Below are 24,349 nucleotides of genomic sequence, written 5' to 3'. Positions count from 1 at the left end.
ACTCAATGGGTGTCTTGGCAGCATCGAAAGTTGTTCGGCGCACTTCGAGGATCCACCCTCCGCCGCGTAGCCGAAGTTCGGCAGCCTCGTCTGCCGCTGGAGGCCGTGAGCGGATCTCTTCTTCGGCACTAGCCGGCGTCAAGCCTGCTTGGAGTAACGCACGGTAGATTCCTCCCTGCTCGGGTGACCGGTTGGCAGCGTGAATATCGGCGGGCGGAAGATGAACTGGACGACCCTCGCTCGCTGGCGCTGCCGGACTGGGAAACCTTGACTCGGCTCGCCGCCGCGCTCGTTGAGCGATCGGCTGACGCATATGCGGGCTGGGGTGAGGTGGTCATCTTCGCGGCCTGCACTGCTGCCCGCATCGGTGAGGTCTCCGGGGTGCGTGTCGGCGATATCAACCGAGACTCTTGGACGTGGACCGTGCGCCGGCAGACCACACCCAGCCCTGGCGGGGTCATGGACAAGGGCACGAAGGGCAAGCGGGCGCGTACCGTGCCGCTCATCGCCGAAGTTCGCGACCTGGTCGGCCGGCGCTTGGACGTGATGGCGTCGAAGCCGGATTCGCGGCTGTTCGTTGGGCCTCGCGGCGGACGCATCACCACCGCGGTTCTCCGGGACGCGACCCACTGGGATGAGGTGGTGACGAAACTCGGCTACGAACACTTCGCCGTCATGATCTCCGCCACACCGATCTTACCTGGATGGCCGGCGCCGGCGTTCCCATGCACGTCCCCCGGAAGATCACCGGTCATGGCTCGCTGACCACGACTCAGCGATACCTTCATCCGGACGCGCGCTCGATCGCCGATGCCGGGGAGGCGCTGAGCGCTCATCTCACAGTCCGGCGGTCCCCGGATGGTCCCCGGCTGCGGGTCGTCTAGCTGATCGCGGATAGCGGATAGCGGGAGGAGAATGCAAAAAAGTCCGTTGATCTGGGCTTTCAACCAGACCAACAGACCTTTTCGATCTGTCGGGACGACAGGATTTGAACCTGCGACCCCTTGACCCCCAGTCAAGTGCGCTACCAAGCTGCGCTACGTCCCGGTCTGCCCTTCGCCCTCTCGGGCGGGACGTCATAACCTTAGCGCAGATCGGACGGACATGCGTACGCCATGGTGTCCGCCGGGCATATGTGATCACGTGAAGAACGAGGTGGATGTGGGGCGCAAGGCGCTGATCGACCAGGAGGAGCTTCGGCGGCTGGCCGGGGAGGGGTTGTCCAACGCGGAACTGGCCTCGCGGTTCGGGGTGAGCGAGTCGGGGATCCTGCAGGCCAAGCGGGCCGCGGGGCTCTCCAAGCGGATGTTTGACCACTCGCGGGCCATCCCGTGGAAGCTGAGGCGCGCGCACAGCCAGTCCGGTCCGGCGACGAACCTGCGCAACCTGTCGGTGGTCGCCCAGGGGGGTGCGATCCCCGCCGAGAAGCTCAATACGGCGCTGCGCTGGGCCGATCGGCTGGTCTTCGCCGGTCTGGACATCGCCTATGAGCCCGAGGAGGGGTTCAGCGAGGTTCCGGCCTCTCCCGAGGGGTCGCTTGTTGGAGCGCTCCTCGCCGAGGCGCGCGGGGCCCTCGACCCCACTCGGAGCTGACGGAGCCGGACGCCGCCTTCCGGACGGCGTCCCGAGGACCCGCACGTGGCGGGGAGGCCGCTCGGATGCCGGCGGGCGGTCCGGGCGGTGGCGGGCGGAGCAGGAGAGCGCCGGGGGCCATGAGCGGTGAAGGCCGGTTTCGAGGCTTGTCCTTGGGGCAGCGCACGGGGACAAACGCTTACGCAACCGGAGGCAGGCATGTCCACCGTGATCTGGGTGGCCGTCGTCGTGGCCGTGGTGGTGGCGATCGTCGCAGTCGGCTATGCCGTACTGCGGCAGCAGCGCCGGCACCGACTTCGCGACCGATTCGGCCCCGAGTACGACCGTACCGTGCAGGAGCGCGAGACCCGGCGGGAGGCCGAGCAGGAGCTTCTGGCCCGCGAGCAGCGCTTCGGCTCTCTTGACATCCGCCCGCTCGACTCGGGGACCCGCGAGACCTACGCCAGGAAGTGGATGGAGGTCCAGGAGCGCTTCGTGGACGCGCCGGGCTTCGCGGTGACCGAGGCCGATCACCTGGTGACCTCCGTGATGGCGGAGCGGGGTTATCCGACCGAGAACTTCGAGCAGCGGCTCTCCGACCTGTCGGTCGCGCACGGCCGCACCCTCGACCACTACCGGCGGGCCCACGAGATCAGCAGTCGTGCCGCCCGTAAGGAGGCCTCCACCGAGGAGCTCCGGCAGGCCATGGTGCACTATCGCGCCCTGTTCGAGGAACTGCTCGCGGCCTCCGACGGCGCGGTCAACGGTGACCACTCCCCGATCCGAACCGGTCCGGATCGCGAGGGGACGATCACCGGGCGGACCGGCCGACGCGATTCACCAGGACGGTGATCGGATCACACGTCCGGTGGCCTGACCGTCGCCACCAGGCCATCGGCGGACCCGCCGCCGAACCGCGTTCCGTGCCCCGCCCGAAGGCGGGGGTCCCCGTACCCAAGGAGGTTCGTTGACATCCTCCCCCTCGTAAACGAGGGGGATTCCCACGGTCGCCCGTGAGGGTTCCTGTTTCACCGCCGGTCGCCCGCCCGAAAGGATCTTCCGTTGGGGTCTTACACCAGCTCCGCAGGCGTTTTACCTCTCCGCCGGCCCGGCGGCGAGGAAACAACCGACTACACGTCCGGTGACTTGGTTATCGCCACCGCTGGACAGGCTACCGGACCGCGCGACACCGTGCCGCGTTTCCTCCCGGCCTTGAAGGGCCGGGTTTCCACGCTCAAGGAGTTACGATGAACGACCGAATCGGCCAGGACGAAGATCGCCTGGTCCACAAGCACTCCGACGACGATCTGACCGTTCCGTCCCGGCGGGCCGAGGCGCCCCCTGGGTTCGAGGAGTCTCGGCGCGGCGCCCCCCTGGAGCATCACGACGGCTCCGACGGTACCCTCGCCCCTGCCTCGGCGCACCAGGCGAACCGGATGAACCCGGCGGACTCCGCGGATCCGGCGCACCCTACGCATTCGGCCGATCAGGTAGAACCGACGGATCCGGCACGCCAGGCGGACCGGATGAACCCGGCGGACCCGGCGCACGCCGCGGAGCCGGCTGACCGGGCTGATCAGGTAGACCGGGCTGACCGGGTGGGCCGGGCAGGCCCGGAGGTGGCCGTCCGGGGCGACCGGCCCGCGCACCCGGCGGCCTCGTCCGCCGCCGACGGGGCGCTGTTCGATCAGGACGCCGAGGAGGTGAGGCATCGCTGGCAGGAGGTGCAGACGGGCTTCGTGGACGATCCTCGCGACTCGGTGGCATGTGCCGACTCCCTCGTCGCGGAGCTCACGGACTCCCTGCACGCCGCGCTGGAGGCCCGCACCACCGAGCTTCGGTCTCGCTGGCAGGACACCGGCCGGCAGGACACCGAAGACCTCCGCACCGCCCTGCGTGACTACCGGGCGCTGCTGGAGCAGCTCCTTGACCTTTCCACCGGAACGAGGTGACGCATGTTCGCAATCGCCGCCGCTGTCGTGTTCGGCCTCGGCCTTCTGCTTGACCTGATCAATACCAGCATCGGTGGTATCGGCGGTACGACCTTCCTGCTGGGCGGGCTGCTCCTGCTCGCCCTGCACCAGGCCGGAGTCGGTACGGCGGGCGTACGGAGCGGGGGCGGAGGGTCCTGGCGCCGCAGGCGCTGAGCTCCCGCCCCTCGGAGACCGGCCGCGGAGCCGCCCACCGTGAAGGGGCTCCATCCGCGAAGAGGCATCCCTACAGCGTCCGCGCCGCTCGACCTGCATCGTGAGAACCGGCATCATGCGAACCGGCACCGTGACGAGATGACTCCGGGGCCTGAGGAGGTCTCGCCGGAAGCCCCGTTCCGGCGAGACCTCCTCAGGCCCCGGGTCTTCGACGGGCAGGCGGACGCCGAGGCCCGCGGATCGACGGCAGACCCCCGCGCCCCTGGGACCTCGCCCCCTCCGGCTCCTCAAGGTGCCGCGAGCTCCAGGGCGCCGCGAGCCGTGTGAACAAGACGGTCCTGCGGTGCGCCCCCTCGGGATCCCGGCGCCGGCCGGGACGGGCGAGTCAGCCGAGGATCGCCCGCTCCGCCCTGTCCTCCCGGTCCGCTCTGGCGGCCCGTTCGAACTCCTTGCGAGGCTGGCTGAGCTGGCCGAGGGAGACGATCTCCCTGCGGAAGAACAGCGAGAGGGTCCAGTCGATCAGGACCCGCACCTTCTTGTTCAGCGTGGGAACGCGGGACAGATGGTAGGTCCGGTGCATGAACCAGGCGGGCATGCCGCGCAGCTTGTGGCCGTAGATCTGCGCGACGCCCTGGTGGAGCCCCAGGCTGGCGACCGATCCGGCGTAGGCGTGCCGGTACGGCCTGCGCTCCCGGCCCCTGAGGGTGGCCGCCACGTTGGCGGCCAGAGTGCGGGCCTGCCGTACGGCGTGCTGGGCGTTGGGCGCGCACATCTCTCCCGGCTTGGTGAGGTCGGGCACGGCGGCGCAGTCCCCGGCCGTGAAGACGTCGCGGAAGCCCTCGACGGTCAGCTCGGCGGTCGCCCTCACCCGGCCCTTGTCGTCGATCGGGAGCCCGCTGTCGCGCACCAGCGGGTGCGGCCTGACCCCCGCGGTCCACACCAGGGTGTCCGCGTCGAACTCGGTGCCGTCGTCAAGCACGATGTGGCCGTCCACCGCGGACCGCAGGCGGGTACGGATGCGCACGTCGATCCCCCGGCCGCGGAGCTGTTCCAGCGTCCAGCGGCCCATCTCGGGGCCGACCTCGGGCAGGATGCGGTCGGTGGCCTCCACCAGGAACCAGCGCATGTCGCCGGGCTCGATCGTCGGATAGTACGCGCAGGCGCCGCGGGCCATGTCCTCCAGCTCGGCCAGCGCCTCGACGCCGGCGAAGCCCGCGCCGACGAACACGAAGGTCAGCGCCCTGGCCCGGACCGTCTCATCGGTGGTGGAGTCGGCCAGGTCGAGTCGGCTGAGAACCTGGTTGCGCAGGTGGATGGCCTCTTCGAGCGTTTTGAAACCGATGCCGCACTCGGCCAGGCCCGGGATGGGCAGGGTGCGGGAGACGGAGCCGGGCGCGAAGACCAGGAGGTCGTACTCCAGGGTGCGGCCGGGACCGCCGTGCGGGCGGAGGTCGACGGTACGGGCCTCGGGGTCGACGCGGACGACCCAGCCGTTGAGAATCCTGCACCTGTTCAGGACCCGGCGCAGGGGCACGACGACGTGCCGGGGTTCGACGTTGCCCGCCGCGGCCTCCGGCAGGAACGGCTGGTAGGTCATGTAGGAGTCGGCGTCGACGACGGTGATCAGTGCCTCGTGACGGCGGAGTTCGCGCTGGAGCCGCAGGGCGGCGTACATACCGACGTAGCCACCGCCGACGATCAGGATGCGGGCAGGTTCGGTCATAGACCGCCCCTACCCAGAAAAACGGTTTAAATCTTGAAGGACATCGTGATGAACGTGCCCGCGGCCCCGGTCTCGATCGTGAGGTCGGAACTGACCGTCCTGGCCACCCACAGGCCCATGCCGCTGGTGGCGTGCGGGCCGGGGGGCAGCCGGCCCGGGGACGTCTCGGGGCTCCACCGGCCCTCGTCGTGGACCTCCACGACGAGCCTGCGGCCGACGGCCCACATCCGCAGCACGGCCTTGGCGGTGGGATGGCCGTGTGTGACGGCGTTGGTGGCCACCTCGTTCACCGCCACGAGGAAGTCCGCCAGGCCCTCTTCCGGCATTCCGCTTCGCAGGGCCTGGGCGGTGACAAAGTCGCGCACGTCAGGCAGGTCGGGCAGGCAGAAGGCGAGCTCGGCCACGGGGGCTCCGGCGGGGGGAAGCCGGGAACGGTCGCCACTCGCCATGAAGCGAGCCGGACGAATACCGTCCTCGTTCACGCGAGATCCGCCTCCCCTGTCCCACGGCGCCGTCGTCGTCAGCACCTGGGGATCGTTCAAACGCACCCTACGCCACGTCGTGCGGTCGCCGACTGGGGTGCCCGGTAAGGGGCGGTGTATTCAGCATTCGGCGACCAGTTCCGCTCGGAGCTGGTCCAGCACCTTCCGCAGGATACGGGAGACGTGCATCTGGGAGATTCCGAACTCCGCCGCGATCTCGGCTTGGGTCAGGTTGCCGAAGAAGCGCAGGAGCAGGATGTTCTTCTCGCGCTGCGGCAGCTTGTCGATCAGCGGCTTGATCGCCTCACGGTCCACGAGCACATCCAGCGCGTCGTCCTCGTCGGGGATCACGTCACCCAGAGCGGCCGCGTCGTCGTCACCGCCGAGCGGCGCGTCGAGCGAGAGCGCGCTGTAGGCGGCCGAGGCGTCCAGGGTGAGCAGGACGTCCTCTTCGGAGATCTTCATCTTGACGGCGAGCTCGGCGACCGTCGGGGAGCGGCCGAGGTCCTGGCTGAGGTCGGCGACGAGCCGGTTCAGCTCGGCCCTGCGCTCCTGATAGACGCGGGGCACCCGGATGGCCCAGGTGCGGTCGCGGAAGTGGCGCTTGACCTCGCCGGTCATGGTGACCACCGCGTAGCCGCGGAAGGCGTGACCGAGGGTGGGGTCGAATCCGTTGATGGCCTTCATCAGCCCGACGTAGGCGGCCTGGAGGAGGTCCTCCAGCGGTTCGCCCCGGTAGCGGTAGCGGCGGGCGATCTCCATGGCGAGCGGCCGATGCATCTCGACCAGACGCTCACGCAGGCGTTCGGCGCGGTAGTCGGAGATCTCGGGCAGAACCATCTCGGCGAGGAGGTCCTCGGCGGTCATGTCGATGATTTCGAGGGCCTGAACAGACATCGCTGCTCCTTGATATGACTGTCGGACGACACCGACGCCACGGAGCGACATCCGGGCAGACGGCATCGCCTCGACCACTTTTCGAGGCGAGGCCCTCTGCTGGACCTCGTCTCTAGTATTACCCCGATTCCGGGAGTATTGCTCGCTCGCAGGTAACAGTAGGGTTGCTAATCGAACCTCTAGGAGGACCTGAGTGACGGTGTCGGAGAACGGCGAGAGAGCGGCGGCCCTGACTCTCACGTCGGCGCTGATCGGTGGGATCAACGTGATCCGGGTGACCGGCGTGCTGGATGCGACGACCAGGGACCAGTTCGCCGACCACCTCGCGGCCGAAGTGGACGAGCACGGCCTCGACATGGCGCTGGACCTGGGCGGGGTGACCTTCATGGACTCCCGCGCGCTTGGCCTGATCGTGCATCACTGGCAGCTCAGCACCAACGGGGGCGGCAGGTTCGCCCTCATCGGGGTCGAGTACGCCAAGACCAGGGTGATGTGGATCACCGGCCTGGCCCAGCGGTTGCCGCTCTACGACACGATCGACGACGCGCTGGCCGCGTTCGGCTAGCGCGTTCCCCGGCGCATCCCCGGCGGACGACCTCCCGCCTCCCCGCCGGCTCCCCGTGGAACGACCGCTCAGTTCGCCTGCCCCCCCTGGTTGCGCCGGTGCTCGTCGACCAGCAGTTTGGCCAGGTCGGACACCTTCACCTGGTGGTGCTGGGAGATCCGGCGCAACTCGTCGAAGGCCGCCTCGGCCGAGCATCCGCTGGACTTCATGATGATGCCCTTGGCCTGGTCGATGATCGCCCGGCCGGCCAGCGCCTCCTGCATCTGGGCCGCGTCGGTGCGGACCTCGTCGTAGTCCCACATGTTGGCCAGCGCCACGGTGACCTGCTCGGCCAGCATGTCGGCCAGCGGGGCGACGCTCCGGTTCACGAAGGCGCCTGGGCGCACGCCGTAGAGACCGAGGACCAGGACGGCACGTTCGACGGTGATCGGCATGGCGAGGACCGAACGGACGCCGCAGCGGACCGCCATGGCGGCGTAGGCGGGCCTGCGGTCGTCGCGCAGCACGTCCTGGACGATCACGGGCCGGCCGGTGGAACGGGCCTCGGCCGACGGCCCGTCTCCCAGGTCGCCCTCGCTCTCGACGAGCACGATGAGCTCGCTGTGCGAGGCTGAGACGACCACGCGCTCCTCACGCCACAGCTCGGCGGAGCCGCCCGCGCAACCGGGCACTCCGCTCGCGAGTGTGGCGGTGAGGCCCCGTAGCACGCTCTCGCTTGAGGTTTCCTCGCTGACTCTGCCGAGAGTGGCGAGATCTCGGGCGAGAACGGGAGTGACCATGTCCATGTCACGAAACCCCTTCCCGATTTCGCTAACTTAATCACTATCTGACCGCGCATCGATCCGATCCACCGGGTGGCGTACCGTCTACGAGACGGGGCCGGTCCCCTACCGGCCCGCTGATGAGGATGAGCATTGACCGACGCCATTGGCCTTCAGGCCCTGGAGCAGGCGCTCAACGCGCTCACGACCAGGGTCTCCTCACTGCGTGAGGCGAGGTCCGCCTACCCCGCCGACCCCAGGTCCACACTTGACGCGGCCCTCGCGGAGCTGGACACCGCCGGAGAGCTGCTGGAGGCGTCCCTGCGGGAGCTGCGCAAGACGCCCAGGCGGTCCGGCGAGCGGGAGAGCGGCTCCCAGCGGGAGCTGAAGCTGCTCCGGCAGGTGTTTCGCGCCTTCCCCGTCCCGGTGGTGGTGCTGGACGCCTCGGGGGTGGTCCGGCGGATCAGCGCCGAGACCTCCCACATGCTGGGCAGCCCGGCCGGCTACCTGATCGGCCGCTCGTTCCCGCTGTTCGTCGACGTCTCCCGGCGGGCGGCGTTCCGCTCCCATCTGACCGCGGTGCGGCAGGGCGGCCAGACGGCGACGTTCCAGACCCGGCTGGCCCACCAGGGGCGCGCGCACACGGTACAGCTCGCCGTCACCCGGCTGACGATGCCCGGCGAGCCGCAGGAGATGACCGCGGTCGTGATTCTCCCGCTGGAGGCCCAGGTGGCGGGGGCTCACCCCGGACCGGCCGACCGGTCGGACGCCTCACTGGTCCTGGCCGCCGCGCGCCGTCAGGAGCTGCTGTCCAGGATGACGAGGCTGCTGCTCGACGAGGAGAGCCTGCACCAGCCGGTGACCGTCACCCGGGCCGCGCGGCTGCTGGCCGCCGAGAGCGCCGACTGGGTGATCGCCGACGTGGTGCGCGACGGCATGCCCCGGCGCGCCGTCGTACTGGGGCCGAGTGACAAGCCGGTGACCGAACTGGTCCGCCTCGTCGAGGGGCTGAGTCCGCTGGCGGCACCGGCCGTGGCCCATGTGCTGACCGGTGGCTCGGGTGTGGTCCACGAGATGCTGGAGGAGGAGACGCTGCTCGGCGAGGTTCCGGGGGGGCCGCCGCTGCTGCGGGTGATGGGCGGGGCGTCGCTGCTCGTGGTGCCGATCCAGGGCGAGGCCGGCGCGCTGGGTGCCCTCACCCTCCTGCGGCTGCGCGACCGCGAGCCGTTCTCCCTGGCCGATCTGGGAGTGATGGAGGAGATCGGCGTCCATCTCGGACTGGCCCTGCGCGCGCGGCGCGGTTTCCAGACGCGGTCCCAGGCCGCCGACGCGCTGCGGACCAGCGTGGTGCCCCGGAGCCTGCCGGACATCCCGGGGTTCGAGGCGGCGGCGATCTACCACGCGGGCTCCAGCCCGGTCGGCGCCGAGTTCTACGACGTCTTCCCGGCACAGAACGGGTGGGGTTTCGCCCTCGGCGGGGCCGCGGGCAAGGGCGAGGAGGCGGCGTCGGTCAGCGCCATGGTGCGCAACGGGCTGCGGGTGGTGAGCGTATGGGAGTCCGATCCGGGTGAGGCGCTGCGCAAGCTGAACCACGCGCTGGTCGCGCAGAACAACGGAATGTTCGTGATGGCGGTGGCGGGGTTCGTCCGGGCGCGGAGGATCAGGCTGGCCAGCGCGGGGCACCATCCGGCGGCGATCCTGCAGCCCGACGGCGCGGTCAGGTTCACCGCCGGCGGCGGCGTGCCGCTCGGCATCGCGCCCGAGGCGGAGATGTTCACCGAGGAGCTCAGGCTGACCTCGGGCCAGACCCTGGTCTTCTACTCCGACGGGCTGGTGACGTCGCGGGACGACCAGGGTGAGGCGTACGGCGAGAGCCGTCTGGCCGACGCGCTGGCGCGTTGCGTGGGACGGTCTCCGGCCGAGGTGGTCAAGACGGTGGAGGAAGATCGGCACACCTTCTCCGGCGGACGCGTCTGGGACGAGGTCGTGATACTCGCGCTGCGCGTGGTCTGATCAGGACGCTTCGACGGTCGTGCCCCACGGCATGGCGGTCCGGTGACCGCGCCCCGTGACCTGGCGGCCGGCCGCTCACGTTCCGTGACCCGGCGGGCGGCCTCCGGAGAGGCCCGGCGCCCGGACGGCCTCGCGCCCCGGGCATCCATCAGCAACATTTCCGGCAAGTCGGACAAAACCAAGGTTTGCCCGCGGGCGGGAGTTGGGTATGGTTATGGGCATTACCAATGAGTGCCTAAGAAGCAGGCACCCCTGAAGGAATCACAGGCGTTCCATGCCTAATCTCCTCACAGAGGTGTGCCGTGAACATTGCATTCGTCTCCTCCGATGCTCCCTCCGCCTCGCAGAGCCAGGCCGACATCGCCGCACAGCGGGCCCACCTCATGGCCGTCGCCCGCGAGCTGGGCCGTGAGCACAGGGTCACCATCTACACCCGGAGAAACTCCGACACCGACAGGCCCCGGGTCCGCGTCTTTCCCGGCGTCACACTGGAGCACCTTCCCGCCGGTCCGGCCACAGACCTTCCCGAGGACGGCGTGCTGCCCTACCTGTCCGATCTCGGCGACCAGCTCATGCGCCGCTGGGGTCAGAACCGCCCGGACGTCATCCACGCGTACTCCTGGACCGGCGGCCTGGCCGCCATCGCCGGCGCGAACGGTCTCAACGTGCCGTTCACCCAGACCCTCAGCGTCGAGAACACCAACGACGCCAGGAAGGCCCGGCTTCAGCGGGCGATCGGCCGCCGGGCCGGCGCGGTGATCGCCGGATGCGGCGACGAGGAGTCCTCGCTGATCCGGATGGGCGTGCCGCGCCACAGCATCTCGGTGGTTCCGTGTGGTGTCGACGTCGAGCGCTTCCGGCGCCAGGGGCCGTCCGCCACCAGGGGGGCCCGGCCCCGGCTGCTGCACGTGGGTCCGCTGACCCAGGACAAGGGCGTGGACACCACGATCCGTGCGCTGGAGGGCATCCCCGACGCCGAGCTGATCATCGCGGGCGGGCCCGCCGCCGGAGAGCTGAAGCACGACGCCGAGGCACACCGCGTCATGCTGCTGGCCGAGGAGGCCGGGGTGAAGGACCGGATCACCCTGCTCGGCCGGGTGCCGCACACCTCGGTGGCCAAGCTGATGCGCAGCGCCGACGTGGTCGTCTCGCTGCCGCGCGAGGCCCCCGCCGGCGTCGTGGCCCTGGAGGCGATGGCGTGCGGCGTGCCCGTCGTCGCCTCGGCCGTGGGCGCCCACCTCGACTCCGTGGTGGACGGGGTGACCGGCCTCCTCGTGCCGGCGGACCGTCCCGCGCAGACCTCCCGGCTCACCCGTGAGCTGCTCGCCGACCCCACCAGGCGCACCGCGTTCGGCTTCGCGGGCGCCGACCGGGCCCGGTCCCGCTACTCTTGGGAGCGGATCAGCCAGGAACTGCTCCACGTCTACGAGGGCGCGATGGCCACCCAGCACTGACCGAGCGCACCGAGCGCACCGAGCGCCGTCGGGCGCGGGGTGGCGCCGCCCGGAGCACCGGCCGGGGTTCCGATTCGGGGACCCCGGCCTTTCGTACGGCGGTGGGAGGCGGCCGGCGTCAGGAGACGGGGCCCGCCTGTGCCGTACGGCGGTGCAGGAGGACGCCGAGGCCGCTCGCGGCCAGCAGCACGACCCCCGCCAGGACCAGGATCACCGCGCCGCCGACGGCCCCGTCGGTCCAGTGCCAGACCGCCTCGGGAATCGCCAGCGTCAGCCCGGCCACCCCCGCGACGATCAGCACCCAGGTGCGTTCCCGGGTGTACAGCGCCAGGCAGATCAGCGCGATCACCGCGGTCACCGAGTAACCCCAGATCTTCTCCTCCCACAGCAGGGGCCACTGTCCGCCGAACAGCGCGATGGCCGCGCCCATCCCCAGGGCGAGCCCGCGGGGGACGAGCCGCCCGCCGAGGGCGAGCGCCAGGATGAGCGTGCCCAGCGCGATGTACCCGACCCCCAGGGCGGCGCCGCCCTGGGGGGCGAGGACCTCCAGCAGCCCGGTGACGGCGACCAGGGCCAGTACGCCGCCGGCCAGCAGGCCGATCGCGGCGGGCAGCAGCGCGTACCCCGCCGCGGCCACGGACAGGCCCACCACTCCGGCGAGCAGCGTCTCGTAGCGGTCGGCGACGACCCCCGCGCAGAGGGCGGCCGTACCCGAGCCCAGCGCCGCCAGCGTGGCGGCGACCCGGTGCTGTACGGCGCCCGCCCTGCCGGTCGCCGACCGCGCCGACCAGCCGAGGCCGGCGGCCACCCCGAGCAGCAGCGCCGTGACCACCGTCAGCACCACCACCCTGGCCGGGACGGTCATCCGGTCCCAGCCCAGGCCGACGAAGGTCGCCGCACCGGCGAGGACGAGCCCGCCGCCGACGTAGGCGACGATCTCACTCCACCGCACCCGGCCCGCGGCCCCGCGGGCTCGCAGGGCGTCGTTCACGGCCGTCAGGACCGGTTCCAGCTGCTCGGCGCGGAGCGTGCCGGACTCCACCAGCCGGGTGAGTGCCTGCCGTACCGGGTCTGTGTGGTTCATGCGGGAATGGTCGCACAGTCGGATACCAGGCAGTAGCGGAGGATGTCCGGTATCGAGGCAAAAACGGAATACCTCTGTTATTGCTGTGAAATCGCTGCTTTGATAAGGCGCATGTCGATTCGCCGCACGTTTCTGGGCGTCATCACGGCGGCCCTGGCGTTCCCGCTCCTCACCACCCCGTCGGCGGCCTCCGCCGTCCCCACCTCCGCACAGGGCGCCGGCGGGTGGGGGGTCCCCGTTCTGACGGACGACTTCGACGGCACCCGGATCGACGGCCGCAGCTGGGCCGTCTACCACTCCCCCGGCGCGGAGACCAACCCCCGGACCCGTCGCGCCGTCAGCGTGGGCGGCGGCACGCTCCGGCTCAAGGGCGGTGTCACGGGAGGCAGAGATCTCTCCGGCGGCGTCGCGAGCCACCTGTCACAGCGGTACGGCCGGTGGGAGGTCCGGTTGCGCGCCGAGCGCGGAGCCGGATACACCCCGCTGGCACTGCTCTGGCCGGACAGCCAGGGCAGGCCGGACTACGCCGAGGTCGACTTCACCGAGATCATCGACCCGGGCCGCAGGTCGAGCGGGATCTTCGTACACCGGGGTGATCGGCGCCAGGCCCAGCGGCAGGTCCGTGCCGACTTCACCCGCTGGCACACGGTCGCGGTCGACTGGCTCCCCGACCGGCTGACCTTCTGGCTGGACGGCCGGAAGGTATGGGACTACACCGGGCCCAACGTGCCCAGGGGGCACTCCATGCACCTGGCACTCCAGAACGACGTGACGTGTAACCGCTGGTCGCCGTGCCGCGACGCCTCCACCCCGGAGACGGTCAGCATGTACGTCGACTGGGTGAAGATCTACCGCGCCCGGCTCTGACCGTTGCCCCGGCTTTCACAGGCTCCCTGGGCACCCAGAGGCAGACCGGCGGGGGCGGTCAGAGCAGGCGGGCGGCTTTGAGGCCGAGGTGGATCAGCAGCCGGTCCTCGCCGTCGGCCAGGTCACGGCCGGTGAGGCGCTCGGCCTTGCCCAGGCGGTAGTAGAGCGTCTGGCGGTGCACACCGAGCACCGCCGCGGTCTCCTGAACGTGACCGGCCCGGTCGAGATAGCCCTCCACCGTCCTCGCCAGCTCCGGATCCCCGGCGAGACCGGCGACCTCCCCCGCCAGATCACGCAGGTCGGGCGGGGAGAGCCGGGTGAGCGTCCGGTAGACGCCGAGGCCGGACCAGACCGCGACGGGGGCGAACCCGGGCACCCGGTCGGCGACCCTGAGCGCCTGTACGGCCTCCCGCCAGCTCCGCCAGGACTGCGCGGGCTCGGCACGGACGCCGCCGACCCCGGCGGCCGTGCCGTACATGGCCTGGATCCGGCCGGCCACCTCCAGAGCCTGCCCGGCCGGGGCGAGGAGCGCGATCAGCGGCTCCCCCTGGGCGAGCAGGCCGGGGTCGGCGAGCACGCCGCGCGGGAGCGTCCAGAGCGCGCCGACCCGTTCCAGTGAGCTCCGCACCGCGATCGCCGCCACCGGGCCGGCCACATCGAGGTGCGACAGCGCCCAGGAGCGCTCCTCGGTGTCGGAGGAGAACAGCTCCCGCAGGTTCCTGCCCAGGTCCTGGCGGCGGCGGATGTCCTGGGCGAGTGTGGCCGCCGCGCGGGCCACCAGGGCGGACACCGAGGTGAGCGCGGCGTCGCCAAGGCTGCCGTCGTCCAGCAGCCACAGATAGCCGTAGGTCACGTCGTGGTGCCGCAACGGCACGCAGACCCGGGCCAGCACCCCCAGTTCGGCGTCGGCGGGGATGCGGACCGGCCCCTTGGCGGTGGCGATGCCGTACCCCTCGAAGTAGGCCCGCACCTCCTTGGTCGCGCGGCGGCGGAGGATGGACTCCTGGCGGATCAGATCGATGTCGCCGCTCTGCGCGGCGTAGGCCAGGAGCTGGAACGAGCGGTCCTCCAGGGTCGCGGAGGCCCCGAGCCGGGTGGCGATCTCATCTACTGTCTCCTGTAGCACTCCTCCATTGTTGTGCATCTGTATGAACGCGGCTCCCGGGGGTCGTGGCAGATGCATATGGGGTTGACTGTTTTGAGGTTTTAGTCTAGGAGCATGCTCGGTTCCCTTCTTCTCGCCGGATCCCGGGTGCCGGTGGTCCGGCGCACGGTCTCCGGTGTCCCCCTGACGCGCAAGGTCGTCGACCGCTTCGTCGCGGGCGAGACCGTCCAGGACGCGGTCAACGCCGTCCACCGGCTGACCGACGCAGGTCTCGCCGTCACCATCGACCATCTGGGTGAGGAGACCCGGGACGCCAAGGCCGCCGCCCAGACCGCCGACGCCTACGTCGTGCTGCTCGACGCGCTGCGTGAGCTGAGGCTCGGCACCCGCGCCGAGGTGTCGGTGAAGCTCTCCGCGGTCGGCCAGGCGCTCGGCGCCGACGGCGACAAGATCGCCCTGGAGAACGCCCGGGGCATCTGCGAGGCCGCCCACGCCGCCGGGGCGAACGTGACCTTCGACATGGAGGACCACACCACGGTCGACTCCACGCTCGGCATCCTGCGCTCGATACGCGGGGACTTCCCGTCCGCCGGCGTCGCCCTGCAGGCCTACCTGTTCCGCACCGAGAACGACTGCCGCGACCTGTCCCACGAGGGGTCGCGGATCCGCCTGGTCAAGGGCGCCTACGCCGAGCCCGCCTCGGTGGCCCACCAGAGCAAGGGCGAGGTCGACAAGGCCTACGTCCGCTGCCTGCGGATTCTCATGGCGGGGCGGGGCTACCCCATGGTCGCGACGCACGACGACCGGCTGATCTCGATCACCGAGACCCTCGCCGACCGGTTCGGCCGCTCCCGTGGCGACTACGAGTATCAGATGCTCTACGGGATCCGCACCGACAAACAGCAGTTCCTGGCCGGTGCCGGCCACACGATGCGCGTCTACATCCCGTACGGTGACGACTGGTACGGCTACTTCATGCGTCGTCTCGCCGAACGCCCGGCCAACATCGCCTTCTTTCTTCGCGCCCTTGGAGGCAAGTGATGGATGCCATCTCCAACGTCCCGGCCCCGGCCAACGAGCCCGTTCTCGGCTACGCGCCGGGCAGCGCCGAGCGCGGCGCCCTCGAAAACCGCGTCAAGGAACTGGCCGGAGCGCAACTCGACCTGACCATGACGATCGGCGGCGAACAGCGGATGGGAGGCGGCGCCTCCATCAACGTGGTCCAGCCGCACAACCACGCCTCCGTGCTCGGCCGTACGGCTGACGCCACCGCCGACGACGTGCGGGCCGCGATCGACGCGGCGCTGAAGGCCGCGCCCGCCTGGCGCGCCCTGTCGTTCGACGAGCGGGCCGCGATCTTCCTCAAGGCCGCCGACCTGCTGGCCGGGCCGTACCGGCAGACGCTGAACGGCGCCACCGTCCTGGGCCAGTCGAAGTCGGCCCAGCAGGCCGAGATCGACGCGGCGTGCGAGCTGATCGACTTCCTGCGCTTCAACGTCGCCTACGCGCGCCAGCTCTACAGCGACCAGCCGGTGTCGTCGCCGGGTGTGTGGAACCGGATGGAGTACCGCCCGCTGGAGGGCTTCGTCCTGGCGATCACACCGTTCAACTTCACCGCCATCGCCGGGAACCTGCCGGCGTCGGCGGCGCTGATGGGCAACGTCGTCGTCTGGAAGCCCTCGCCCACCCAGCAGTTCGCCGCGCACTTCACCATGCGCCTGCTGGAGGAGGCCGGGCTCCCGCCGGGTGTCGTCAACATGGTGACCGGCAACGGCGCCGCCGTCTCCGAGGTCGCGATGACCCATCCGGAACTGGCCGGCATCCACTTCACCGGCTCCACCGCGACCTTCCAGCACCTGTGGTCCACGGTCGGCGCGAACATCGCCTCCTACCGGTCCTACCCCCGCCTGGTCGGGGAGACCGGCGGCAAGGACTTCGTGCTGGCCCACCCCTCGGCCGACCCCGCGGTACTGACCACCGCGCTGATCCGGGGCGCGTTCGAGTACCAGGGGCAGAAGTGCTCGGCGGCCTCCCGCGCCTACGTGCCGCGCTCGGTCTGGTCGCGGATCCGCGACGACCTCGTCGGCACCGCCGAGTCGCTGACCATTGGCGACGTGGCCGCCGACCTGTCCACCTTCATGGGCGCGGTCATCGACGAGCGGGCCTTCGCCAAGCACAAGGCGGCGATCGACCGGGCCCGCGGACTCGACTCGGTCAACGTGCTGACCGGCTCCTACGACGACTCCACCGGCTACTTCGTGAAGCCGACCATTCTGGAGTCGGCCGACCCGACCGACGAGATCTTCGTCAAGGAGTACTTCGGGCCGATCCTCGGCGTGCACGTCTACGACGACGCGGACTTCGACGCGGTGCTCGACCAGATGGAGGGCATCTCGCCCTACGCGCTGACCGGTGCGGTCATCGCCCAGGACCGCTACGCGATCGCCTCGGCGTCGGAGCGGCTCCGCTTCGCGGCGGGCAACTTCTACGTCAACGACAAGCCCACCGGTGCCGTGGTCGGCCAGCAGCCCTTCGGCGGCGCCCGCGCCTCCGGCACCAACGACAAGGCCGGTTCGATCTTCAACCTGATCCGCTGGGTCAACGCCCGCACGATCAAGGAGACCTTCGTCCCTCCGACCGACCACCGCTACCCGCACATGGGCTGACACCTCGCAGACCGGCCGGCGGCGGCCCGGCCCCAACGGCCCGGCCACCGGGACGGCTCTTCCGGAGAACACGTGACGCCCGGGACTCCGAATTCGAGTCCCGGGCGTCACGTGTTCTCCGGAACCTGCCACAGCCACGGCAGCCGAGTTCGGTGAACCCGGCCGGTGGCCGGGGTACACGCGCACCGGCCCGCCGGCCCACGACACCGGATCGGCGCTGGACGCCATGGTGGGGCGCCCGCGAGACTTTTTGGGCCGGCGGTCATCGGTTGGGGGTAAGGGAGCCCGCGGTGTTCGGGATTTCCCTCTCGGGCTTATGGTGGATGAGCACTCCGGTTGGGTGTGAACACATCATCACTGGATATGGGTGGGTCACATGCAGAGAAACCCATCGCGGTGAGCAGCCGGGACGGTACGGCGCGGATGCTGACAGGCTTACTGGAGGCCAGTCATCTGACGGCGCTGGAGCAGGTGCCGGGCCTGGTCGGTGAGCATGCCGCGTACGCCGGTCTGGGTGAGGTGCTGATCTATCTGGCCGATCTGCAGCAGGAGGTGCTGCGGCTGCTGACCGGCCACGGCGAGAAGGCCCGCAAGGACGCCTGCGGCGAGCCCTCCGAGTTGCGGATCGACGGGACGTTGGCCGGGCGAGGCTTTCAGGAGACGCGGGTGCTCCTCCAGAACGGCGCCGAAGGGAAGGCCGGTCAGTGGTGGGTGCCGATCCTGGACGGCACCGAACGGCTGGGGATGCTGCGCGTCAGCGCCCCGGCCGGCGAGATGGAGGCGATGCGGGCGCTGGCGTCGCTGGTGGCGCTGCTGGTGGTCAGCAAACGCTCGCACAGCGACTCCTACGCCCGGCTGGTGCGTACCCGGCCGATGCACGTGGCCGCCGAAATGCAGTGGAAGCTGATGCCGCCGCTGACCTTCGCCAGCACCGAGATGGTGATCGCCGCGGCGATGGAGCCGGCCTACGAGGTCGGCGGCGACGCCTTCGACTACGCCATCGCCGGCGATGTGGCGCATCTGGGAATCTTCGACGCGATGGGCCACGACGTCTCCGCCGGGCTGACCGCCAGCCTGGCGGTGGCCGGCTGCCGCAACAACCGCCGCCAAGGCGTCGACCTGGCCACCAACACCGAAAAGGTCGAAAAGACCCTGATCAACGAGTTCGGCCGCTCCACCCGCTACGTCACCGCGATCCTGGCCGACCTGAACACCACCACCGGCGTACTGACCTGGGTCAACCGCGGCCACCATCCGCCGGTGGTGATCCGCGGCGGCCGCTGGACCGTCTCCCTCGTCTGCCGGCCCGCCCACCCGATGGGCCTGGCCCTGGGACTGCCGGTCACCGTGTGCCGCGAGCAGCTACAGCCGGGCGATCGGGTGCTGCTGTACACCGACGGCATCACCGAGGCCCGCTGCGCCTCCGGCCGGGAGTTCGGCCTGAACCGCTTCGTCGACTTCATCATCCGCCACACCGCCGACGGCCTGCCGGTACCCGAAACCCTGCGCCGCCTGATCCGCAGCGTGCTCGAATACCACAACGGCGAACTGCAGGACGACGCCACCGTGCTGCTGACCGAGTGGCACGGCACCGCGCAGCGCCGGCTGACCCTGACGTGAGCCGGCAGAAGGCCGACGCCGCGTCCGCGGACGCTACTCGGCCTCGCCAAGTCTCATGTCCCGCGTACGGGAAGGAGGATCGAGTTGACGACCGTAATCAGGCATCCCGCGACGCCCCCAAGGGAGCGGGTTCCGACATCACGCTCCGTGATCTTCAGCTGCCCCCGCGCCGTACCGGTCTCCGGGGTCGTCGGCGTCGCTCTGGACCGGTTCCACCGGGGTAGGAGGACAGGATGCGAACGACACGATCGCCAGAGGCCACTCGACCGGTGATGTATCAACGGTGGTCCCACATATCCTTCATCCATTGGCGCTACTCCCCCGCACTGGTCCAGTCGATGCTTCCCCCCGGGCTCACGGTGGAGGAGTTCGACGGCTCGGCCTGGGTGGGCCTGACGCCTTTTCTCATGGAGGACGTACGGGTGCCCGGTGTCCCGGCACTGCCGTGGTTGTCGCGGTTCCCCGAGACGAATGTGCGCACCTACGTGCGAGACCCGCAGGGGCGCGGCGGCCTGTGGTTCCTGTCGCTGGACGCCGGACGTCTCCTTCCCGTCCTCGGCGCCCGGGCAGGCTACCGGTTGCCCTACTACTGGTCCGACATGTCGGTGCGCGCCGAGGACGGACGGCGCGCCTATCGTTGCCGGCGTCGCCGGCCCGGGCCCACCGGCGCCCGATGCGACGCCGGCGTGGAGCTGGGTGCTCCGCTGGCCGACGCCGAGCGCGACGAACTGACGGACTTCCTCACCGAGCGCTACCGGTTGTTCACCGTCATCGGAGGCAGACCGGCCCACGCCGAGGTCGAGCATCGGCCGTGGCCGCTACACCGCGCCCGGCTGACCCACCTCGACCAGGATCTCCTCCAGGCGGCGGGGCTCACCGCCCCGGACGGCGACCCGATCCTGCACGCCTCCCCCGGGGTGCGCGTACGGGTGGGAATGTGGAGCCGGCTACGCACGCCCCACGACCGTCCGTGAGGCGGACGGCCTGCCACTCGGCACCGGCGACCGCGCAGCCGTGGGCGCTCCTCTCACACGGCCCGGCGAGAGGGGCGCGTCCATGGTGAAGCCCGGTCAGAGGCGCTCGAACCGTGTGTACGCCATCGTCTCCGGGATGAGACGGCCCCGGGCGGGCCGCGCGTTCAGCGTTCGGCGCGCAGGCTCTGCACCGGATGCGGCCCCTCGGTCTCCAGCCGCTACTCCTCACCGGACTTGGCGCGGTTCCCGTCGACGACCAGCTCGCTCGGCGGTCTCCATTTAAAGGTCATCTCGCCTCTCCTCCGCTCAGTGAGGTGTGCTCGGAGGTGAGGCGTCCGCCGTACCCCCTCAGCTCCGCCCCAACCCGAGGACGCCCCAGCCCCGCGTCGTACCTTCGCCCCGGTCCCGGTGGTTTCCGATGCCCGTACCGGGCCGGTACTGTGCCGCGGGTAAAGGAGAGATCACATGAACGGTTGCACACGCGGGCAGATATACGAGCCCCCTTGGGGTAAGGCCGTTATATGAGGGAAAACACCAAAAACAATCGTCAGACCGTTCCCGAGCTGATGGAGGAGAACGACGTCGTGGATCTGCTGCTACGGCAGCACGCAATGATCCGCGACCTTTTCGACGAGGTCGAGAACGCACCTGCGGGCGAGCGGGCCGAGCCGTTCCAGCGGCTGGTGCGACTGCTGGCCGTACACGAGACAGCCGAGGAGGAGGTCGTCCACCCCTACGCGCGCCGCAAGATCAACGGCGGCGAGGACGTGGTCGAAGACCGGCTGGCCGAGGAGAACGAGGCCAAACAACTGCTCATGCGGATGGACAAGGCCGGAGCCGGCGACCCGCAGTTCCTGATCCACCTCGCCACGCTGCGTGCCGCGGTGACCGCCCACGCGCGCGCCGAGGAGCGGTACGAGTTCACTCAGCTGCGTTCGCAGACCTCCGAGGCCGAGCGTCGCACGCTGGCGGCCGGGGTGAAGGCCGCCGAGGCGCTGGCACCGACCCATCCGCACCCGGGGGTGGAGTCGGCCACCAAGAACCTGCTGGTCGGCACCCCTCTCGCGATGATGGACCGGGCCCGCGACGTGATCCGCAAAGCCATGGGCAGGGAGAACTGACAAGCCCTTATCGGGGGTGTCGCGAGTCGCGTCCCTGATTCACGTCGGGGACGCGGGCCGTACGCGTCCCCAGCGCTCGGCGCGTAGGCCGGGCAGCCGGGTACGACCCGCCGGCCTCCTTGAACGAGTGATACAGGCAAAACTCGTGGCCGGGCGGCATTTTCCAACGCGTTCCGCCCAAGCGGAGATGGTTCGCGGGTTTGACTCCTCCGCGCGCGAGCCCGGCCACCGTTATTAAATGTCCAGACATCTAATAAATGGCACGTTAATGAGATTTATATTAGTTCAACTCGGACACCAAGAGTCAGCGGTCGGCCACGACGGGCGGCCGATCCGTCCGTCGCCGCCGGAGAGTCCGTGAGGGAGCGTGGCGGAGTTTCCCAGACGCCCCCACGGGCACAACGGACCACATGCGACACGAAACGGACAATCTGGTTACAGTGACTCCGTGCGAGGACGGACCACTCCTGCTGCGGGGGAGGTTCGTCCTGTTGACTCAGGACGGCACCTCCATCGACCCGGGCCGGACCACCGTGGCGCTGTGCCGCTGCGGGCGCTCGTCGGCCAAGCCGTTCTGCGACGGCTCGCACAAACTGGCCGGCTTCCACGCCGCCAGTGAGCCCGAAGCGACGGCCTGAGGTCGCGTTCTGAGCCGCCGACGCGAGTGCGCGGCCGTTCTCAACCGGCGACCGGCGTAGGGAACACCGCCGAGAAGGAGGCGGGTCACCAGCGCCAGCCAGCTGCAGACGGCCCGTTCCAGGATCCACACGGGGGCGAAGAGCACGGTGGCGAAGGGAAAGACCCGGTGGCCACCTCCCCTGCGGCGACCGATCTCGGCCAGCCCCACCGCCAGCCCGGCACAGGCGAGGAGCGCCCTGTGACGCCGCCGCAGCACTCCGGCGGCCAATGCGGGCAGCACGGACAGGAAAAGCACCATCCGGGCGGGCTGCGCCAGGTCGTCGTAGGCCTGCCGCACGCGCTGCGACCAGAACCTGGCCGGATCGGGTGGAAGACGGCGGACGTAGAGATCGCGGGGACGGCACTCGCGTCCCCCGTGTACGCGCACCGTCCTAATGAGCTCCAGGTTCTCGAACAGCACGTTCCCGTCGTAGCCTCCCATCTCCAGGAAGGTCGACCGGCGCACACCGAACGTGCCCGGGTAGTCGGCGCCGAAGCCGCGGTTGAGCGGATTCGGGGAGCCGTCGACGACGATGATCCGTGCGATGCGGCTCAGCCATCGCAGGTAGCCGGTCAGCTCCTCCAGCCCCGAGTCGTCGTCCCAGCGCAGCGGCAGCACGTAGTCGAGATCCGTCATCGGCCGCTCACCGCCAGGCCGGCCTCGCACAACAACGTGCTCCCCCGCCCCCATCGGTCCAGGATCCGCTCGGTGAAAAGCCGGTCGAGCGCGAGGGCGCAAGCCGCCCCGTACAGCACGTCACCGGCAAGGACGGGGTGCTCGGCGGCGAATCCGCCGCACATGTCGTGGACGGCGATCTGCTCGTGGACGGCGTCGGCCTGCACGTGTTCGTCGTAGAACAAGCAGGCGGCGGCGTCGCCGCCCAGCCGCCGCAGGCCGCGGCCGTACCTGCGGTTGGGAAGCGAGGAGGTCATCTCGAAAGCCGCCAGATGACCCAGCAGAGCGCCCCGGTGCCGCCGGTGCAGGCCGAACAGCCGGGGGATCGCCCACGTGTGGGGGTCGGCCTCCTTGAGATGATAGACCGACCGATGGGCGACGAACTCACGGAACTGGTCAAGGTCGGCCTTCCTGTCCAGGAAGGCGGCCAATGAGGGCCCTTCCTCCGCGTTCGCCACCAGCTCCGTCAAGGCGTGACGTATGTGCGCCGGCGGCGTGCCGGGCCGGGGCACGATCACCTCAAGCCCCCGCTCGAACCGCTCCTCCAGCGCACCCCGCTGCCGCAACAGCGACGGCTCCCACTCCCACCGGTCATCGACCCCGTCGAAGCCCTGGTAGTGCAGTTCATAGCAGGTGAACAGGGCTAGCTGAAGGTCCTCGTCGTCGACGACGGATTCCCCCGCGGGCACGGCCGGCGGATCGAATCCGTGCGGCGGACGCGTCAGCCGTTCAAACAGCGCGGCGGTGATGGGGCCTCGGGGCGTGGGCAAATGCATCGCGGTCTCCCAAGACGAGGAAAGGGACTTGGCGAAAAGGGCCGGTGAAAAAGCCGGCGAGAGGAAGGAAAGGGTCAGAGGCGATAGACCGAGACATGCGTTCGGCTGTCGTCGGTGAAGGGCGCGCCGTTCCAATCGGCCCAGCGGTGCTCGCGCTCCATACCCGCCAGGCGCGCCATCAGATCGAGTTCGGACGGCCAGGCGTAACGATGGTTGGCGGGCAGCAGTCGCAGGCCATCAGAGGTCATGCGGACCTTCGTCGTGTACATCATCTGGTCCGCCGGAGACAGCCGCGCCGCCTCCGCCAGAACGCCGTCCTCGCTCAGGGACACCAGGCGCAGCGCCGTCCCGTTGTGGAATGCCGCCATGTCGGGTATCCATGCCTCGACCACGAACCGGCCACCAGGACGCAGATGGGCCGCCGCGTTGCGGAAGCAGTCGACCTGGGCGTCCTGCGAAGGCAGAGCGAAGATCGTGTTTATCGCGAGCACGACCAGGTTGAAGTCACCCTCGACCCGGGTGGCGGCGAAATCGCCGATCGTCACCGGGATGCGGTCGCCTCCGGGCTTGGAGCGCAACACCTCAACCATGTCCGCGGAACCGTCGACGCCCACAACGGTCAGTCCCCGGGCGGCCAGGGGCAGCGCCAGCCGTCCGGTTCCGATGCCGAACTCCAGGACGGGCAGGCCGCCGGCGAGCTCGCAGAGCCGGTCCACTGCGGCTTCCGTGGCCGCCCCCGCCATGGTCGTGTCGTAGATGTCGGCTATAGCGCGGCCATATGTAGACACATCAAACACCTGCGTCATAAGACCCCCGTCTCTCTTGACCCTTGAGGCTGACGTGCCCGTTGACAGGCGGTAAAAACGTCCCGGCTACGGCTACCCGGCAGGAGTCGCGCGTGGCCGGGCCGAGAACCGCCGCGGTACCGCCCCCGGCGTGATCATCGCTAACGCGTCGAGCCGGCAGGTCTCCGGTCCCTGAGCCCGTCCGCGTGTGGCTGAGGAAGGACCGCCCAATGCCAAGATCGAGATCCGCGTCGAGCAGTACACCGCTCTTCTGAAACGGGCTCGGCCCCGCGCAGGACCTCCTTCGACCCGCAGGCTCACCCCCGAACGACGACGCCCGGGACTCCGAATTCGAGTCCCGGGCGTCACGTGTTCCCGCAACC

The 24,349-nt window shown here is 70.0% G+C and carries 25 protein-coding genes, 1 tRNA gene and 1 pseudogene; 16 read left to right on the top strand and 11 right to left on the bottom strand.

Annotated features, from left to right (window positions below; translation table 11 throughout):
- A partial coding sequence (locus ABZ194_RS01455) for a UTRA domain-containing protein (protein WP_355590598.1) occupies positions 1-169 on the bottom strand: 169 nt, incomplete at its 3' end.
- Between the two features lie 14 nt (positions 170-183).
- On the opposite strand from ABZ194_RS01455, the gene ABZ194_RS01450 reads away from it, so the two are divergent.
- The gene (locus tag ABZ194_RS01450) at positions 184-765 is read left to right on the top strand and encodes a hypothetical protein (RefSeq protein WP_355590604.1); all 582 of its coding nucleotides are present in this window, start codon (positions 184-186) and stop codon (positions 763-765) included.
- Positions 705-884 carry a hypothetical protein gene (locus ABZ194_RS01445; RefSeq protein WP_355590528.1) on the top strand — a complete coding sequence of 60 codons (180 nt, stop codon included), beginning with the start codon at positions 705-707 and terminating at the stop codon, positions 882-884. Before ABZ194_RS01450 ends, ABZ194_RS01445 begins: the two co-directional genes overlap by 61 nt.
- Positions 885-973: 89 nt before the next feature.
- Here ABZ194_RS01445 and ABZ194_RS01440 read toward each other — a convergent pair.
- Positions 974-1,047, bottom strand: a tRNA-Pro gene (locus tag ABZ194_RS01440).
- Between the two features lie 96 nt (positions 1,048-1,143).
- Between ABZ194_RS01440 and ABZ194_RS01435 the strand changes: the two genes are divergently transcribed.
- The 4 genes from ABZ194_RS01435 (at position 1,144) to ABZ194_RS01420 (ending at position 3,719) form a co-directional block, all read left to right on the top strand.
- Entirely contained in the window at positions 1,144-1,593 is a 450-nt protein-coding gene (locus ABZ194_RS01435; RefSeq protein WP_355590524.1) for a hypothetical protein, read from the top strand.
- Between the two features lie 198 nt (positions 1,594-1,791).
- On the top strand, positions 1,792-2,424 hold the full coding sequence (locus tag ABZ194_RS01430; protein WP_355590521.1) for a hypothetical protein: 633 nt from the start codon (positions 1,792-1,794) through the stop codon (positions 2,422-2,424).
- Positions 2,425-2,819: 395 nt separating this feature from the next.
- Positions 2,820-3,524: a hypothetical protein gene (locus ABZ194_RS01425; protein WP_355590518.1), complete on the top strand. Its 705-nt coding sequence runs from the start codon at positions 2,820-2,822 to the stop codon at positions 3,522-3,524.
- Between the two features lie 3 nt (positions 3,525-3,527).
- Positions 3,528-3,719, top strand: a complete 192-nt coding sequence (locus tag ABZ194_RS01420; protein WP_355590515.1) for a hypothetical protein — start codon at positions 3,528-3,530, stop codon at positions 3,717-3,719.
- Between the two features lie 385 nt (positions 3,720-4,104).
- On the opposite strand, the gene ABZ194_RS01415 is transcribed toward ABZ194_RS01420, so the two are convergent.
- From ABZ194_RS01415 to ABZ194_RS01405, 3 genes are all read right to left on the bottom strand, one after another.
- Complete coding sequence (locus ABZ194_RS01415; RefSeq protein WP_355590513.1) at positions 4,105-5,442, bottom strand: NAD(P)/FAD-dependent oxidoreductase; 1,338 nt, start codon at positions 5,440-5,442, stop codon at positions 4,105-4,107.
- A 26-nt stretch (positions 5,443-5,468) separates the two neighbouring features.
- A complete protein-coding gene (locus tag ABZ194_RS01410; protein ID WP_355590510.1) occupies positions 5,469-5,924 on the bottom strand; it encodes an ATP-binding protein in 456 nt (151 codons plus the stop codon).
- Positions 5,925-6,044: 120 nt separating this feature from the next.
- On the bottom strand, positions 6,045-6,821 hold the full coding sequence (locus ABZ194_RS01405; RefSeq protein WP_355590507.1) for a SigB/SigF/SigG family RNA polymerase sigma factor: 777 nt from the start codon (positions 6,819-6,821) through the stop codon (positions 6,045-6,047).
- Between the two features lie 193 nt (positions 6,822-7,014).
- Between ABZ194_RS01405 and ABZ194_RS01400 the strand changes: the two genes are divergently transcribed.
- Positions 7,015-7,386 carry an STAS domain-containing protein gene (locus ABZ194_RS01400; RefSeq protein ID WP_355590504.1) on the top strand — a complete coding sequence of 124 codons (372 nt, stop codon included), beginning with the start codon at positions 7,015-7,017 and terminating at the stop codon, positions 7,384-7,386.
- Positions 7,387-7,454: 68 nt separating this feature from the next.
- On the opposite strand, the gene ABZ194_RS01395 is transcribed toward ABZ194_RS01400, so the two are convergent.
- Positions 7,455-8,171, bottom strand: coding sequence for a GAF and ANTAR domain-containing protein (locus ABZ194_RS01395; protein WP_355590501.1), 717 nt, complete (start codon positions 8,169-8,171; stop codon positions 7,455-7,457).
- A 129-nt stretch (positions 8,172-8,300) separates the two neighbouring features.
- On the opposite strand from ABZ194_RS01395, the gene ABZ194_RS01390 reads away from it, so the two are divergent.
- Entirely contained in the window at positions 8,301-10,160 is a 1,860-nt protein-coding gene (locus tag ABZ194_RS01390) for a SpoIIE family protein phosphatase (protein ID WP_355590498.1), read from the top strand.
- 302 nt (positions 10,161-10,462) lie between these two features.
- Positions 10,463-11,614 carry a glycosyltransferase gene (locus tag ABZ194_RS01385; RefSeq protein ID WP_355590495.1) on the top strand — a complete coding sequence of 384 codons (1,152 nt, stop codon included), beginning with the start codon at positions 10,463-10,465 and terminating at the stop codon, positions 11,612-11,614.
- Between the two features lie 118 nt (positions 11,615-11,732).
- Here ABZ194_RS01385 and ABZ194_RS01380 read toward each other — a convergent pair whose 3' ends face one another.
- Positions 11,733-12,698, bottom strand: a complete 966-nt coding sequence (locus ABZ194_RS01380; RefSeq protein ID WP_355590492.1) for a hypothetical protein — start codon at positions 12,696-12,698, stop codon at positions 11,733-11,735.
- Between the two features lie 111 nt (positions 12,699-12,809).
- Here ABZ194_RS01380 and ABZ194_RS01375 point away from each other — a divergent pair, with 111 nt between their 5' ends.
- Positions 12,810-13,565, top strand: coding sequence for a glycoside hydrolase family 16 protein (locus ABZ194_RS01375; RefSeq protein WP_355590489.1), 756 nt, complete (start codon positions 12,810-12,812; stop codon positions 13,563-13,565).
- Positions 13,566-13,623: 58 nt separating this feature from the next.
- Here the strand turns inward: ABZ194_RS01375 and ABZ194_RS01370 are convergent, their stop codons facing one another.
- A complete protein-coding gene (locus ABZ194_RS01370) occupies positions 13,624-14,691 on the bottom strand; it encodes a helix-turn-helix domain-containing protein (RefSeq protein WP_355590486.1) in 1,068 nt (355 codons plus the stop codon).
- Between the two features lie 93 nt (positions 14,692-14,784).
- Here ABZ194_RS01370 and ABZ194_RS01365 point away from each other — a divergent pair, with 93 nt between their 5' ends.
- The 6 genes and pseudogenes from ABZ194_RS01365 to ABZ194_RS01340 all read left to right on the top strand — a co-directional run.
- Complete coding sequence (locus ABZ194_RS01365; RefSeq protein WP_355590483.1) at positions 14,785-15,711, top strand: proline dehydrogenase family protein; 927 nt, start codon at positions 14,785-14,787, stop codon at positions 15,709-15,711.
- On the top strand, positions 15,711-17,336 hold the full coding sequence (gene pruA, locus ABZ194_RS01360) for an L-glutamate gamma-semialdehyde dehydrogenase (RefSeq protein WP_355590480.1): 1,626 nt from the start codon (positions 15,711-15,713) through the stop codon (positions 17,334-17,336). Before ABZ194_RS01365 ends, pruA begins: the two co-directional genes overlap by 1 nt.
- Positions 17,337-17,759: 423 nt before the next feature.
- Positions 17,760-18,956: a PP2C family protein-serine/threonine phosphatase gene (locus tag ABZ194_RS01355; RefSeq protein ID WP_355590595.1), complete on the top strand. Its 1,197-nt coding sequence runs from the start codon at positions 17,760-17,762 to the stop codon at positions 18,954-18,956.
- A gap of 272 nt (positions 18,957-19,228) precedes the next feature.
- Positions 19,229-19,930, top strand: a complete 702-nt coding sequence (locus ABZ194_RS01350) for a DUF2071 domain-containing protein (protein WP_355590592.1) — start codon at positions 19,229-19,231, stop codon at positions 19,928-19,930.
- Positions 19,931-20,451: 521 nt separating this feature from the next.
- Complete coding sequence (locus ABZ194_RS01345) at positions 20,452-21,051, top strand: hemerythrin domain-containing protein (RefSeq protein ID WP_355590477.1); 600 nt, start codon at positions 20,452-20,454, stop codon at positions 21,049-21,051.
- Positions 21,052-21,461: 410 nt separating this feature from the next.
- Positions 21,462-21,584, top strand: a pseudogene (locus ABZ194_RS01340) (hypothetical protein); the annotation flags it as partial.
- On the opposite strand, the gene ABZ194_RS01335 reads toward ABZ194_RS01340, so the two are convergent.
- From ABZ194_RS01335 to ABZ194_RS01325, 3 genes are all read right to left on the bottom strand, one after another.
- A complete protein-coding gene (locus tag ABZ194_RS01335) occupies positions 21,548-22,366 on the bottom strand; it encodes a glycosyltransferase family 2 protein (protein WP_355590474.1) in 819 nt (272 codons plus the stop codon). The pseudogene ABZ194_RS01340 and the gene ABZ194_RS01335 sit on opposite strands and share 37 nt — an antisense overlap.
- Positions 22,363-23,181: an iron-containing redox enzyme family protein gene (locus ABZ194_RS01330; protein ID WP_355590472.1), complete on the bottom strand. Its 819-nt coding sequence runs from the start codon at positions 23,179-23,181 to the stop codon at positions 22,363-22,365. The genes ABZ194_RS01335 and ABZ194_RS01330 overlap by 4 nt, the downstream gene beginning before the upstream one ends.
- A 74-nt stretch (positions 23,182-23,255) precedes the next feature.
- Entirely contained in the window at positions 23,256-23,987 is a 732-nt protein-coding gene (locus ABZ194_RS01325; RefSeq protein WP_355590469.1) for a class I SAM-dependent methyltransferase, read from the bottom strand.
- Between the last annotated feature and the right edge of the window lie 362 nt (positions 23,988-24,349).

This window comes from Streptosporangium sp. NPDC006007 (genome assembly GCF_040614315.1).
GTDB lineage: Bacteria > Actinomycetota > Actinomycetes > Streptosporangiales > Streptosporangiaceae > Streptosporangium.
This window is presented reverse-complemented; position numbering and strand designations above follow the sequence as displayed.